Origin of the sequence: Gordonia sp. (in: high G+C Gram-positive bacteria), from assembly GCF_020438995.1 — a bacterium.
Lineage (GTDB): Bacteria > Actinomycetota > Actinomycetes > Mycobacteriales > Mycobacteriaceae > Gordonia.
Window position 1 is genome coordinate 1 of sequence record NZ_JAGQTN010000032.1, and the last position, 13,435, is coordinate 13,435.

Below are 13,435 nucleotides of genomic sequence, written 5' to 3' on the forward strand. Positions count from 1 at the left end.
GTGATTGTCCGCCACCCGCTCACCTCGTCACGGGCGAATGTGACGAGAGGACCCCGTGGAACCTGGGGAGGTGGGCTGCACTAGGGCGTGTCTCCCATATCCACTACGTGGTATCGGCGGATCCGCTGTGCGGCTGGCAAGGCGGAGAAGAGAGCGGTAGCGACGCTACCGTGATCAACGACAACGCAGCCAGGCGTGCAGCGGGCCGTCGAGACCGCGCAAAGGGATATGGGAGACATGCCCTAGGTGAGCAGATCGTCCAGGTCGCCGTTGAAGCAGTGATCGACGACCGGACGAACCGTCTCGAAGGTGCATTCCTTCGGGTTGCCCGGCGTGCAGGCGTCGCCGAGCACGTGGTTGGTGATCGCATCGATGGTGGCTGCGCTGCCGTCGATGACCTTGCGGCCCGCGTAGAACGGGGTCGGGCCGGTGCCGAGGCGGTTCTTGACGTGGGTGTCCTGGTTGACGTCGGTGAACTTCTCGGTGATACCCACATCGCGCAGCAGCCGGATCGCAGCGTTGAGGGCCTGATCAGCGGCCTGCACCTTGCTCAGGCCATGGGTGTCGACGCCCATCACCTCGGCGATGTCGGCGAAGCGTTCGTACATGACTGGCATGTTGAACGCCCACACACGCGGAAGCGCGATGGCGTTGTTCAGTCCGTGATGGGTGTCGTAGAACGCCGACACCGCGTGGCTGATCGAGTGGATGATGCCCAGGCCACCGGAGTTGAACGCCTGCGCCGCGATGTACTGCGCGTACATCATGCCTTCGCGGCCGGCGAGCTCGGTGGGGTTCCAGGTGGCCTCACGCAGGTGCCGGTTGGTGAGCCGGATGGCGTGCAGCGCGTTGCCCAGCGACGGCTGGAAGTTCAGCCGGGACACGTACGGCTCGGAGGCATGGGCCAGCACGTCGAAACCGCACTGGGCGGTGAAGGCGACCGGGCAGTCGTAGTACAGCACCGGGTCGTCGATCGCGAGGGAGGTCACCGAGGCGTCATCGAAGGCGACGTACTTGTGCGGCTTGTCGGGGTCGGTGGTGGTGTCGGTGATGACATATGCCCACGAAGTCTCCGAACCCGTTCCAGCAGTGGTGGATACGGCGATGTGCGGCGGGTTCTTGGGATTCTCGCTCTTGTTGAAGCCCTCGAACTCGTTGATGCTGCGGCCGTCGTGGGCCACGGAGATGCGGGCACCCTTGCAGGCGTCGTGAGCCGACCCGCCACCGATGGAGATGAACGAGTCGCACTTCTCCGAGTTGTAGAGCGAGACCGCGTCCATGACGTTGTAGTCCTTGGGATTGGACTCGACCTGGTCGAATACCACGACCTCAAGACCGTGGTACTTGCACGATTCGGAGATCTTGTGAACGATGTCCGTGCCCCGCAGACCGGTGGTCATGATCAGCGTCTTCTTGAAGCCCAGCTTCAGCGCCTCGGGACCGATCATCTCGTGGGCACCGGGGCCCATCATGGCCCGGGGGAAGGGGTGGAATTCCTTGATGGGGAACGGCTTCAGCAGTTCATCTACCTGCATGACTACCTCCTCGCGCTATGCGCAGTAGGGACTTCGGGGTGACACCGGCGACGTTACGCGGATCACACCCCCACTCCCAGAGCCGCAAACGCAAACCGTCCCTTCACATCTGCACACGCCTTCACCGGGCAGGTATACCCCTGTCCGGTTGGTCAGTTAGCTTTCGGCTAACCCACACCGGCTGCGCGGGCGCGCCGCAGACTCTCCGCGTCGAACCCCCACGGCAATTCCAGGCGATGCCTGGCCAGCAACGCCTCGTCGGACAGAATGTCCACGATCGGTCCATCGGCCACGATCTGACCGGCGTCGATCACCACGGCCCGTTCACACAGTTGCGCGGCGTACGGCAGGTCGTGGGTGACCACCAGCATGGTCGTGGTGAGCCCGAGCAGCGTTTGCGTGAGTTCCCGGCGCGCGAGCGGATCGAGGTTGGCCGACGGTTCGTCGAGGACGAGAACGTCCGGGCGGCAGGCGAGGACGGTCGCGAGTGCGCCGCGGCGACGCTGCCCTCCGGACAGGTGCGTGGCGCCACGGTGAGCCTGCTCCGACATCGACACCGCATCCAGGGACCGGGCCACACGTGCGGTCAGTTCGGCGCCGACGACCCCGAAGTTGGCCGGTCCGAACGCGACGTCCTCGGCGAGGGTCGGCATGAACAGTTGGTCGTCGGGATCCTGAAATACCAGGCCCACTCGGCGTCGGATATCGCGAACCGACTTGTCCCCCAGCGTGATACCCGATATCGCCACCTCACCGGACGTGGCTCTGAGCACCCCGTTCAGATGCAGCATCAGGGTGGTCTTGCCCGCACCGTTGGGTCCGAGGAGCGCCACCCGCTCCCCCTCCCGGACGGTCAGGTCGATCCCGTCAAGCGCGACACTCCCGTCTGGGTAGGTGAAACGCAGCCCCGCCACCGCCACTGCCACTGCCGGCGCGCCGGGTACGGCAGCGGGCCCGGATTCGGCCGCATATCGGGTATCGACCCGCGTCCGCCTCGACCACACCATCGCTTCTCCTCACAAACCATCGCTTCTCCTCACAAACCATCGCTTCTCGTCACAAACCATCGCTTCTCGTCACAAACCATTCCAGGCGATCACCGACACGGTGACCGCGACGAGCGCCGGCATCGTCACGGCCAGCCACTGCACCGAGGTTGCCTTCACGGAGGTGGCCATCGCCGCCATCTCGGGGACCGTGCCGGTGAAACCGCGAGACGACATCGCCAGATGGACCCGCTCGCCCCGTTCGTACGACCGCAGGAACAGCGACCCGACGCCTTTGGCAATGGCCGCCGCCTGGTGCGCGAAGCGTGGATCGTCGCCGCGGGCCAGCCTGGCGACGCGCTGCTGTGCCGCCTGCGCCGACAGTAACTCGACGTAACGCAGCATCATTACCAGAATCTGGGTAACCATGCCCGGAATCCCCAACCGCGACAGTGCAACCGGCAGCTCGCCCGCGCGCGTCGTGGCCGCGAAGGTCAACGACGCCGCCACACCCAACGTGCCCTTGATCAGAATTCCCCACGCCGCGTACAGCCCGGACACCGATAACGACATGCCCACGACGTCGACGCGGTCACCGCCCTCGGCGAACGGCAGCAACACCGCCAGCACCACGAACGGCGCCTCGATGAGCATGCGTGGGGCTATCCACCGCGCCGGAATCCCCGCGATCACCCACACCGTGACGAGAATCGCGGCGAAAGCCGCGTAGGGCCAGAACATCTCACGTGGTGTGGCGACCACCGCGAAGACGAAGCCAACCAGGCACACCAACTTGGCCTCGGCCGGCGCGCGGTGCACCCGCGAGTCGCCCTGCCGATACAGCGGGTGTGAATGACCGGCTCCCATCGCGACATCCCCGTCCGGTCAGTGTTCGGTGCCGTCGCGCCGGCTCCGTGCCAGCAGGTCGCTCCGACTCCGTGCCGACAGGTCGCTCCGGCTCCGTGCGAGCAGCCAGAACAGGCCAACGGCCACCAGCACAGTGACGCCCACCCCGATCACTCCCGCGATGCCGCCCGAGTTGCCGAGCCCGGACACGCTGTAGTCGGCGAGCGGCGAGGAGGCCAGCACGTGATCGTCGGCGTGCTGGGCGATGCAATTGCCGCGCAGCGCTTCGCCGCCGTCGATCTCGACCGTCTCGCACCCGCGCATCGTCGCTGAATCCAGTCCATCCGGCGACGAACTCGCCGCATACGACAGGACACCCGCGATCACCAGTGCGACCATTCCGAAGGACAGGAGGAAGATGTGCCGGCGCACCCACGACCCCCCGGCCCCCGCCGGAGCGTCTGCGCCGACGCTCTGCGCGGCTGCGTTGTCGGTGATACTCATGCCCGAACTCCTTCACTTCCGGCCGCCTGGACCCGTTCCTGCCCGGATTCGGTCGACTGACCCGCGTCGCGAGTGCGGCGCAACAGATACACCAGATCCGGTCGCGCATTCGCGACCGCCGTCACGGTCACCGCGGTGATCAGTCCTTCGCCGATCCCGATGAGCGCGTGTGTTCCCCACATGTATCCCGCCACCGTCGCCAGTGATGAGTCACCCGCCCCGCCGATCGCGTATTCGATCACGAACCCGGTTGCCGCACAGACCGTTCCGATGAGTGCGGCGGTGAACGAAACCACTGTCAACCCGCGCCCACCCGACCGGCCGGCGACGAACCTGCGACCGGCCATCGCGACCAGGAAACCGGCGAAGGTGGAGACCAGCGCCATGTTGGTGATGTTGGTACCCAGCGCCGACACCCCTCCGTCGGCGAACAGCAATGCCTGCACCACCAGGACGATCGCGATACACAATGCACCCACGTAGGGACCGACCAGGATCGCGGCCAGCGCACCACCGAGTAGATGACCACTGACGCCGGGCAGGATCGGGAAGTTGATCATCTGCACCGCAAAGATGAAAGCCGCGACCAGGCCGGCCATCGGGACGGCGCGCTCGTCGAGATCGGCGCGGGCCCGCCAGCAGCAGCCGGTCAGGCCCACTACCGCTATGACGGCGAAAGCGAATGACACCGGCGCATTCACGATACCGTCACTCATATGCATCGCGAGCGTGGTGGATGTGGTGGACGTCATAGAGGGAACGCTAGGCCCCCGCCCAATACCTGTCCACACATTCATGTGTCCGCTCGCACAGACTATCCGTCAGGTCAGGTGCCGTACCGTACCAACGTCGCCGCGTCCTGTCCGGACGCGGCCTCCGGCCCTAACCCGATACGCGTTCGATCTGTCCACCGAGACCGCGCAGGATCTCCTCGAACCGCGGATAGCCCCGGTCGATGTGCTCGACATCGTGCACATCGGTCACCCCGTCGGCCACCAGACCGGCCAGAACGAGACCGGCTCCGGCCCGGATATCCGAACACCACACCGGCGCGCTCGAAAGCTGCTCCACACCGCGGATCACCGCATGGTGGCCATCGGTGCGGGCATCGGCACCGAGCCGGACCATCTCTTCCACGAACCGGAACCGGGCCTCGAAGACGTTCTCGGTGATCAGGGACATCCCGTCGGCCACCGCAGCCAGACCGATCGCCATCGGCTGTAGATCGGTGGGAAAACCCGGGAACGGCAGGGTCGAAACGTTCACCGCCCGCGGCCGCTCGTCGGCGCGCACCCGGAAACCGTCGTCGAAGGTCTCCACGACAGCGCCGGTATCGCGCAACTTGTTCAGCACCAGCTGCAGATGGGCGGGCGCGACACCGTGCACGGTCACGTCCCCGCGGGTCATCGCCGCGGCGATCCCCCACGTGGCACCGACGATCCGGTCGCCCACCACCCGATGCGTCGTCGGATGCAGTTGCGAGACACCTTCAACGGTCAGCGTCGACGAACCCGCCCCGTCGATCCTGGCCCCCATCTGCACCAGCATCTCGCACAGATCGATGATCTCCGGTTCGCGGGCGGCGTTGTCGATGGTCGTGACACCCTCGGCCAGCACCGCAGCCATCAGGATGTTCTCCGTGGCACCCACCGACGGAAACTCCAGCGCCACACCGGCCCCGACGAGGGTGTCGGCAGAGGCCACCACGCAGCCGTGCTCGATGGAACTGTGCGCGCCCAACGCCCGCAGACCGGCCTGATGCATGTCCAGCGGCCGCGAACCGATCGCGTCGCCGCCAGGCAGGGCGACCACCGCACGGCGGCACCGCGCCATCAACGGACCCAGCACGCAGACCGACGCCCGGAACTGCTTCACCGCGTCGAAATCGGCGTGATACTTGGGTTCGGCAGGCGAATCGATGATGACCTCATCGCCCTCGATGGTGACCGCCGCACCGAGTCCGCGCAGCACATCGGCCATCAGCGGCACGTCCGCAATGTCGGGACTGTTCGTCAACGTGGTGGTGCCCTCGGCCAGCAGAGCGGCCGCCATCAGCTTCAGGACGCTGTTTTTCGCGCCCCCCACGACCACGTCACCCGCCAGTCGTGCCCCACCGCTCACCAAGAACCGATCTGCCACGCTCACACCTTAACCGTCGGCACCGGGCCGAACCGAACGCCACGATAGATTTGCACCCATGGCCGTACATCTGACCCGTATCTACACCCGCACCGGCGACGACGGGAGCACCGGACTCAGCGACTTCTCGCGCGTCGCGAAGACCGACCCCCGAGTCGTCGCCTATGCCGACTGCGACGAGGCCAACGCCACCATCGGGGTCGCGCTGGCATGTGCGGGCGCCCTGCCCGCCGATATCGTCACTGTGCTGCGAACCGTGCAGAACGACCTGTTCGACGCCGGTGCCGACCTGTCCACCCCGGTGGTCGAATCCCCCAAGTATCCGCCGCTGCGCATCGAACAGTCCTACATCGACGCGCTCGAACACTGGTGCGACTCGTACGGCGAGCCTCTGCCCAACCTCGATTCGTTCATCCTGCCCGGCGGCAGTCCGCTCGCGGCGCTGCTGCACCAGGCCCGGACCGTGGTGCGACGCGCCGAACGCTCGGCGTGGGCGGCCGTCGACGCCGCACCCGAGACCACCAGCGTGCTGCCGGCGAAGTACCTCAACAGGCTCTCGGATCTACTGTTCATCCTGGCCCGGGTCGCCGCCCATCCGCCACACGGTGACGGCGATGTGAAATGGGTACCGGGCGGGGACCGGATACGGCCCTGACCGTGTTCTAGGCGCGGCGCCGTTCTTCTGGCGTCGTTCTTCTAGGCTCTGCGTCGTTGCGAACGCGCCGACTGCCGGGCCTCGATCCACGACTGGAACGCGGTGGCCGCCCCCTGGGACATCGCCAACTCGTAGGCGCCGCCGTTCCCGTCCGCGCCGGGTTCGAGCTCGAGCACCACCAGACCGTCGAGAATATCCGCCTCGCTGCCGATCGGTCGTCGGCGCGCACAGATCTCCGTGGTCTGCCGCAGCAGCGTCGACGTCGTGCCCAGACGCAGGGAGCTGAGCCGGTAGAACGACACGCTGTTCTCGTCGTACTGCACCACGCCATGGCGCCAGCCCGCGTCAGCGGCAGCGGGAATGCGTCGCAGCAGACAAGGCGTACCCACACTGCGCAGTTTGGTGATCCTGTACACAAGGACCATCGCCACAACGGTTGCGAACACCAGCAACACGATCAGCGCGACGATGGCTAAATCCACCGGGACGGCACCTCCGGGTGTGCGACCGGTGATTGTGCCGATGATGCTGGGCTGCCATCGGCACTGACCGGCCATGCTTGCTGTACAGAATGCCACCCCGGGGCCCCCGTGACAAAACGAACGCTTCGCAGGGCGAAACGAAAGCGCAGCCGCAGGTAGCACGTCCCATCCGGACGGTCCACCCGGGACATCCGGACAGAAAGAAATCGGCCATCCGGGACGCTGCGTCCCGGATGGCCGATCACATCTGAACTTCTGGTACCTACTTGTGCAGGTTCTCCGCAGCCGTCACCAGCGCATGAGCGTGGTTGAACTCCGCACTGCCCGGCTCCGCCGATTCCAGCACCGCGCGCTGCGCCGCCACGTCGACGTCATCGGCCCACTGCGCCGTGTCCGCGAGGATCGTCACACGCTCTCCCGTGACCGAGAGAAAACCGCCCTCGACGGCAGCGGCCTTGCGGTCGCCGCTCTCCTCGACGATGACGACGAAACCGCCTGGCACAAGCTCACCGAGAAGAGGCTCGTGCCCCGCCAGGACACCGAGCTCACCCACGGTGGTCTGGGCGATCACGAACGTCGCCTGACCCGAGTACAGCTCCTGGTCCGGGGAAACGACCTCCACATGGAAGGACTTGTCTGCCATGGTGATGTGCTACTTTCCGGCGATCTTGGCAGCGGCGGCTTCCACGTCGTCGAGGCCACCGCAGCTGTTGAACGCCTGCTCGGGCAGGTGATCGAACTCGCCCTTGCAGACACGATCGAAGGCTTCGATGGTGTCGGCGAGCGGAACGACCGAACCGGCCTGACCGGTGAACTTCTCGGCGACCAGGAAGTTCTGGCCGAGGAACTTCTGGATGCGGCGCGCACGCTGCACCGTCACCTTGTCCTCTTCGGACAGTTCGTCCATACCGAGGATGGCGATGATGTCCTGCAGCTCCTTGTACTTCTGCAGGATGCGCTTGACCTCGTTGGCGACGCGGAAATGCTCGTCACCGACGATCGAGGCCTCCAGGATGCGCGAGGTCGAGGTCAGCGGATCCACGGCGGGGTAGATACCCAACTGCGAGATCGGGCGCGAGAGCTCGGTGGTCGCGTCGAGGTGGGCGAACGTGGTGGCCGGTGCCGGGTCGGTGTAGTCGTCGGCGGGCACGTAGATGGCCTGCAGCGAGGTGATCGAACGACCCTTGGTCGAGGTGATGCGTTCCTGCAGCTCACCCATCTCGTCGGCCAGTGTCGGCTGGTAACCCACCGCCGAAGGCATACGGCCGAGGAGGGTCGAGACCTCCGAGCCGGCCTGCGTGAAGCGGAAGATGTTGTCGATGAACAGCAGCACGTCCTGGTGCTTCACATCGCGGAAGTACTCCGCCATGGTCAGCGCCGACAGGGCCACGCGCATACGGGTGCCCGGCGGCTCGTCCATCTGGCCGAAGACGAGCGCGGTATCGCCGAGGACGCCCATCTCCTCCATTTCGAGGTGGAGGTCGGTGCCCTCACGGGTACGCTCACCGACGCCCGCGAACACCGAGGTGCCCGAGAACTCGCGAGCGATACGGGTGATCATCTCCTGGATCAGAACGGTCTTGCCGACGCCGGCACCACCGAACAGACCGATCTTGCCGCCCTTGACGTACGGGGTCAGCAGGTCGATGACCTTGATGCCCGTCTCCAGGATCTCCGTCTTACCCTCGAGCTCGCTGAAAGCCGGGGGCTTACGGTGGATGCCCCACTGCTCGCCGTCGCGGCCGAGTCCCGGGGTGTCCAGGCACTCACCGAGAGCATTGAAGACGTGACCCTTGACGAGATCGCCCACCGGGACGCGGATCGGGTAGCCGGTATCGGAGACCGCAGCGCCACGGACCAGACCGTCGGTCGGCTGCATCGAGATCGTGCGCACCAGGTTGTCGCCGAGGTGCTGGGCGACCTCCAGGGTCAGCGTCTTGGCGACGGCCGCCAGCGTGACCTCTGCGTGCAGGGCGTTGAACAGTTCTGGGATCGAGCCCCGGGGGAACTCGACATCGACCACGGGGCCGATGATGCGGACGACGCGGCCCTGGGTCGAGCCCGCCTTCCCTTCCGTGGGTGTCGTAACTGCTGCGGTCATTGTGGTTGGGTCACTTCCTCTTGGGTAAACGTTTCGGTATCGGCGGGCTCACGCGCCGGCGTAGCCGCATTCGGTTCAGCGCGGCCGGTCAGCTCAGCGCGGCGGTGCCGCCGACGATCTCGCTGAGTTCCTGGGTGATCTGGGCCTGACGCAGCTGGTTGGCCTCGCGGGACAACGACTTCGACAGTTCCTCGGCGTTGTCGGTGGCCGCCTTCATGGCGGTACGCCGGGCGGCCGACTCCGATGCCGACGAATCCAGCAGTGCGGCGTGGATACGCGTGGCCACATACTTCGGCAGCAACGAATCGAGCAGGGCCTCGGCACCGGGCTCGAAGCTGTAGTTGCGATCGGGTGTCGACGGATCGGAATCGTCGGCCTCGGCAACCACCAGCGGAGCGACCCGCCGGACCTCCGGCGTCTGCGTCAGCATCGTGACGAAACGCGTGTAGACCATGTGGATCTCATCGACGCCGGCGAGGCTGCCGCCGTCGGGGAGTTCGATCGACTCCCCCGATCCCGCCATGAACAGGTCGACGAGCAGATCCGCAGCCTGAGCGGCGTCGGCGTAGGTCGGCTTCTGCGAGAAGCCACTCCACGACGAAGCGATCGACTGGCCACGGAAGGTGAAGTAACCGATGCCCTTCTGTCCAGTGACGAACAGGACCGGCTGCTTGCCCTCCTCTTCGAGAAGAGCGATGAGCTCACGTGCCGAACGCAGTGCGTTCGAGTTGTAACCACCGCACATACCGCGGTCGCTGGTCACGATGAGCACGGCGGCGCGCTTGGGCGCCTCGCGCTCGACCAGCAGCGGGTGGTCGAGCGAACCGGCGCTGCCGGCCAGCTCGGCCAGCACCGCGGTCATCTCGGCCGAGTACGGCTTGGCCGCGGCCACCCGAGCCTGGGCCTTGGTGATCTGCGAGGTGGCGATCAGCTCCTGCGCCTTGGTGATCTTCTTGGTCGACTGCACCGACCGGATGCGTGAGCGCAGCTCACGGATGCTGGCCATGGACCCTCACCCCTTTCTGACGAAAGTTCAGGTTGTCCACGAACTACTTCTTCACCTTGAGTGCTTCGCGCCCGACGTCCTCGGCATCCATCGCCTCGACCGGGACATCGCCGACGACGCGCTTACCGTCAGCGGTCAGGTAGCCCTTCTTGAAACGGTTCACCTCGGCGACGAGAGCCTCGGCCTGATCCGAGGAAAGCACCTGGCCACCCTCGATCGACGCGTAGACGCCTGTGGCGTTGTGGTGCAGGTGATCGAGAAGCTGCGACTCGAAGGACCGGACGTCGTTGACCGGCACCGAATCGTAGTGGCCCTCACCGCACAGGTAGATCGAGACGATCTGGTCCTCGACGGAGTACGGGCTGTACTGATCCTGCTTGAGCATCTCGACCCAGCGCGCACCGCGCTCGAGCTGAGCCTTGGAGGCGTCGTCGAGGTCGGAGGCGAAGGCGGAGAACGCCTCGAGCTCGCGGAACTGGGCAAGTTCCAGACGCAGCGAACCGGAGACCTTCTTGAGGCCCTTGGTCTGCGCGGCGCCACCGACGCGGGACACCGAGGTGCCGACATTGATCGCGGGGCGGACACCCTTGTTGAACAGGTCCGATTCGAGGAAGACCTGGCCGTCGGTGATCGAGATGACGTTGGTAGGGATGAACGCCGACACGTCGTTGGCCTTGGTCTCGATGATCGGCAGACCGGTCATCGAGCCGCCGCCCATGTCGTCGGAGAGCTTGGCACAACGTTCCAGCAGACGCGAGTGCAAGTAGAAGACGTCACCGGGGTATGCCTCACGGCCCGGCGGGCGGCGCAGCAGCAGCGAAATGGCGCGGTAGGCCTCGGCCTGCTTGGTCAGGTCGTCGAACACGATCAGGACGTGCTTGCCCTGGTACATCCAGTGCTGACCGATGGCCGAACCGGTGTACGGCGCGAGCCACTTGAAGCCGGCCGAATCGGAGGCGGGAGCGGCGACGATGGTGGTGTACTCCATCGCGCCGGCCTCTTCGAGGGCGGTCTTGACGCCGGCGATGGTCGAGCCCTTCTGACCGATCGCGACGTAGATGCAGCGGACCTGCTTGTCCGGGTCGCCGCTGTCCCAGTTGGCCTTCTGGTTGAGGATCGCATCGACGCAGACCGCGGTCTTGCCGGTCTTGCGGTCGCCGATGACGAGCTGACGCTGTCCGCGGCCGATGGCGGTCATGGCATCGATGGCCTTGATGCCGGTGGCCAGTGACTCCTCAACGGGCTGGCGCTGCAGAACCGAGGCCGCCTGAAGTTCGAGGACACGCTCGCCCTCGGACTCGATGTCGCCGAGTCCGTCGATAGGGGCGCCGAGCGGGTCGATGACGCGACCGAGGAACTTGTCGCCGATCGGAACCGAGAGGACCTCACCGGTACGGCTGACCTGCTGGCCTTCTTCCAGGGACTGGAAGTCACCCAGGATGACGGCGCCGATCTCGTCCTCGTCGAGGTTGAGGGCGACACCGAGGATTCCGCCTTCGAACTTCAGCAGCTCGTTGGCCATTGCGCCGGGCAGGCCACTGACACTGGCGATACCGTCTGCGGTGTGGGTGATGATGCCCACTTCGTCGCGGGATGCCTCGGCCTCGAACGACGAGACGTACTGCTCGATCGCTCCCTTGATCTCCTCTGGTGAGATCGTCAACTCCGCCATGGGTGTTCTCGTCTTTCCTTGAATCGGTTCAGGTCTGTGCTGGGTGATGTGGTGAGCTCGCGCGTGAGCGGTGAGGTCAGCGCGGCAATGTCTGGGCCGCGGTGGCCAGTCGGGTGGCGATGTCGGCCTCGATGACCTCGTCGCCGACGGCGATCCGCAGACCGCCCAGGATCTCCGGGTTCACCTCGGTCTGTACCGAGATGGTGCGGCCGTAGATGTTGCCGAGGACACCGCGCAGACGCTGGATCTGTGAGTCGGTGAGCGGCGCGGCCGACACCACGTGCGCGACCGACTCACCACGGCGGGCCGCGGCCAGTTCGGCGAGATTGGCGACGGCCAACTCCGCGGGCTGACCGTGCAGCAGACGCACCGAGTGCGCGACCAGGGTCCGCGTGTGAGCGCCGACCTTGCCACCGATCAGCCTGTCCAGCAGAGCGATCCGCTTACCGGCGTCGTGGGTGTGATCCGACAGCAGCGAAGCGAGCTGCGGATTGGCGTCGAGGAGTCGCGAAACCCGGAAAAGTTCGTCCTCGACCGATTCGATGGAACCGTCCCGCTCGGCCGCGGCGAGCACGACCAGCGAGTTCTGGCGCCGCAATGCCGTACCGAAGTCCGGTGTCGATGACCAGCGCTGACGAGAGGCGGTAGCGATGATGTCGACTGCGACCTGGCTGACCTTGCCGCCGAAGATCGACTGCACGAGCGCCGTCTTGCCCTGCGGGAACTCGTCGTCCTCGGTGAGCTTCTTGCGCAGCACCGGATTCTTGTCGAGCAGCGCGATGACCTCGGTGAGGTCCTCGGAGGCGGCGACGAGCGAGGCGGCGTCCTGGCCCGCGGCGTCTGCCTCGAAGACCTGGGCCACTGCCTGCGCGGCGTCACGGCTGGTGGCACGCAGCGAATGCAGGCCGATCAGCTCGGCACGCGTATGCGGACCCGAGGTGCCCGCGGTCATCGCCTCCAGTTCGGTGATGACCCGGTCGACGCTCTTCTCCTTGGCGGCCGGATCTGCGAGGTGGCCGCGAACCAGCTCTCCGGCCTGGTCGACCGCACTCAGACCCAGTGCGGTGCGATGCTTACGGACGAGGGTGGAACGAACCAACTCGCCCTGGTTGTCGCCGTTCTCCACGATCCGGCGGGCCTCACGGTCGGCCTGCACACGCAGATCGGCCTTGATGTTCTCGGCGTCGGCGTACGCGTTGCTGCGCAGTTCGGCACCCTCGGCCTCTGCCTTGTCGACCGCCTTCTCGTGGGCGATCTCCGCATCCTTGGCACTGGCGGCCGCCGCCTCGCTGTCGACGATCTGCTGGCCGACGGTCTCCTGCCGAGTCGCGACCGCCTTCTTCAGGACGGGCACGACGAACTTCCAGATGAGCCAGGCAACGACGGCGAAGCCGATGAGCTGTCCGATGAAGATGTCCACTGTTTAGCTCACCGTCTCCTGAAGTGCCTGGCCGGTCCGGACGTCGACGCCGAGCACCCGGCCGGCGAGTGTCTCGGACAGTCGTTCGA

The 13,435-nt window shown here is 66.0% G+C and carries 13 protein-coding genes; 1 reads left to right on the forward strand and 12 read right to left on the reverse strand.

Translation table 11 applies throughout. The features are described from left to right. Positions 1 to 242: 242 nt before the first annotated feature. The 6 genes from mdo to murA form a co-directional block, all read right to left on the reverse strand. Entirely contained in the window at positions 243 to 1,535 is a 1,293-nt protein-coding gene (gene mdo, locus KDB67_RS02565) for an NDMA-dependent methanol dehydrogenase (protein ID WP_291012042.1), read from the reverse strand. Between the two features lie 167 nt (positions 1,536 to 1,702). Then, complete coding sequence (locus tag KDB67_RS02570) at positions 1,703 to 2,542, reverse strand: ABC transporter ATP-binding protein (RefSeq protein ID WP_291012044.1); 840 nt, start codon at positions 2,540 to 2,542, stop codon at positions 1,703 to 1,705. Between the two features lie 69 nt (positions 2,543 to 2,611). Then, the gene (cbiQ, locus tag KDB67_RS02575; RefSeq protein ID WP_291012048.1) at positions 2,612 to 3,388 is read right to left on the reverse strand and encodes a cobalt ECF transporter T component CbiQ; all 777 of its coding nucleotides are present in this window, start codon (positions 3,386 to 3,388) and stop codon (positions 2,612 to 2,614) included. An 18-nt stretch (positions 3,389 to 3,406) separates the two neighbouring features. Next, positions 3,407 to 3,871, reverse strand: coding sequence for a PDGLE domain-containing protein (locus KDB67_RS02580; protein ID WP_324388757.1), 465 nt, complete (start codon positions 3,869 to 3,871; stop codon positions 3,407 to 3,409). Then, positions 3,868 to 4,623, reverse strand: a complete 756-nt coding sequence (locus KDB67_RS02585; RefSeq protein ID WP_291012050.1) for an energy-coupling factor ABC transporter permease — start codon at positions 4,621 to 4,623, stop codon at positions 3,868 to 3,870. The genes KDB67_RS02580 and KDB67_RS02585 overlap by 4 nt, the downstream gene beginning before the upstream one ends. A 130-nt stretch (positions 4,624 to 4,753) precedes the next feature. Next, entirely contained in the window at positions 4,754 to 6,010 is a 1,257-nt protein-coding gene (gene murA, locus KDB67_RS02590) for a UDP-N-acetylglucosamine 1-carboxyvinyltransferase (RefSeq protein ID WP_291012053.1), read from the reverse strand. A gap of 58 nt (positions 6,011 to 6,068) precedes the next feature. Here murA and KDB67_RS02595 point away from each other — a divergent pair, with 58 nt between their 5' ends. Further along, positions 6,069 to 6,665 carry a cob(I)yrinic acid a,c-diamide adenosyltransferase gene (locus KDB67_RS02595; RefSeq protein WP_291012056.1) on the forward strand — a complete coding sequence of 199 codons (597 nt, stop codon included), beginning with the start codon at positions 6,069 to 6,071 and terminating at the stop codon, positions 6,663 to 6,665. 41 nt (positions 6,666 to 6,706) lie between these two features. On the opposite strand, the gene KDB67_RS02600 is transcribed toward KDB67_RS02595, so the two are convergent. From KDB67_RS02600 to KDB67_RS02625, 6 genes are all read right to left on the reverse strand, one after another. Continuing rightward, entirely contained in the window at positions 6,707 to 7,147 is a 441-nt protein-coding gene (locus KDB67_RS02600) for a DUF2550 domain-containing protein (RefSeq protein ID WP_291012059.1), read from the reverse strand. A 262-nt stretch (positions 7,148 to 7,409) separates the two neighbouring features. Then, positions 7,410 to 7,790 carry a F0F1 ATP synthase subunit epsilon gene (locus KDB67_RS02605; RefSeq protein ID WP_291012061.1) on the reverse strand — a complete coding sequence of 127 codons (381 nt, stop codon included), beginning with the start codon at positions 7,788 to 7,790 and terminating at the stop codon, positions 7,410 to 7,412. A gap of 9 nt (positions 7,791 to 7,799) precedes the next feature. Next, the gene (gene atpD / locus KDB67_RS02610) at positions 7,800 to 9,248 is read right to left on the reverse strand and encodes a F0F1 ATP synthase subunit beta (RefSeq protein ID WP_291012063.1); all 1,449 of its coding nucleotides are present in this window, start codon (positions 9,246 to 9,248) and stop codon (positions 7,800 to 7,802) included. Positions 9,249 to 9,336: 88 nt separating this feature from the next. Beyond that, the gene (locus KDB67_RS02615; RefSeq protein ID WP_291012065.1) at positions 9,337 to 10,254 is read right to left on the reverse strand and encodes a F0F1 ATP synthase subunit gamma; all 918 of its coding nucleotides are present in this window, start codon (positions 10,252 to 10,254) and stop codon (positions 9,337 to 9,339) included. A gap of 43 nt (positions 10,255 to 10,297) precedes the next feature. Next, on the reverse strand, positions 10,298 to 11,926 hold the full coding sequence (gene atpA, locus KDB67_RS02620; protein WP_291012067.1) for a F0F1 ATP synthase subunit alpha: 1,629 nt from the start codon (positions 11,924 to 11,926) through the stop codon (positions 10,298 to 10,300). A 76-nt stretch (positions 11,927 to 12,002) separates the two neighbouring features. Next, positions 12,003 to 13,346, reverse strand: coding sequence for a F0F1 ATP synthase subunit B/delta (locus KDB67_RS02625; protein ID WP_291012069.1), 1,344 nt, complete (start codon positions 13,344 to 13,346; stop codon positions 12,003 to 12,005). Between the last annotated feature and the right edge of the window lie 89 nt (positions 13,347 to 13,435).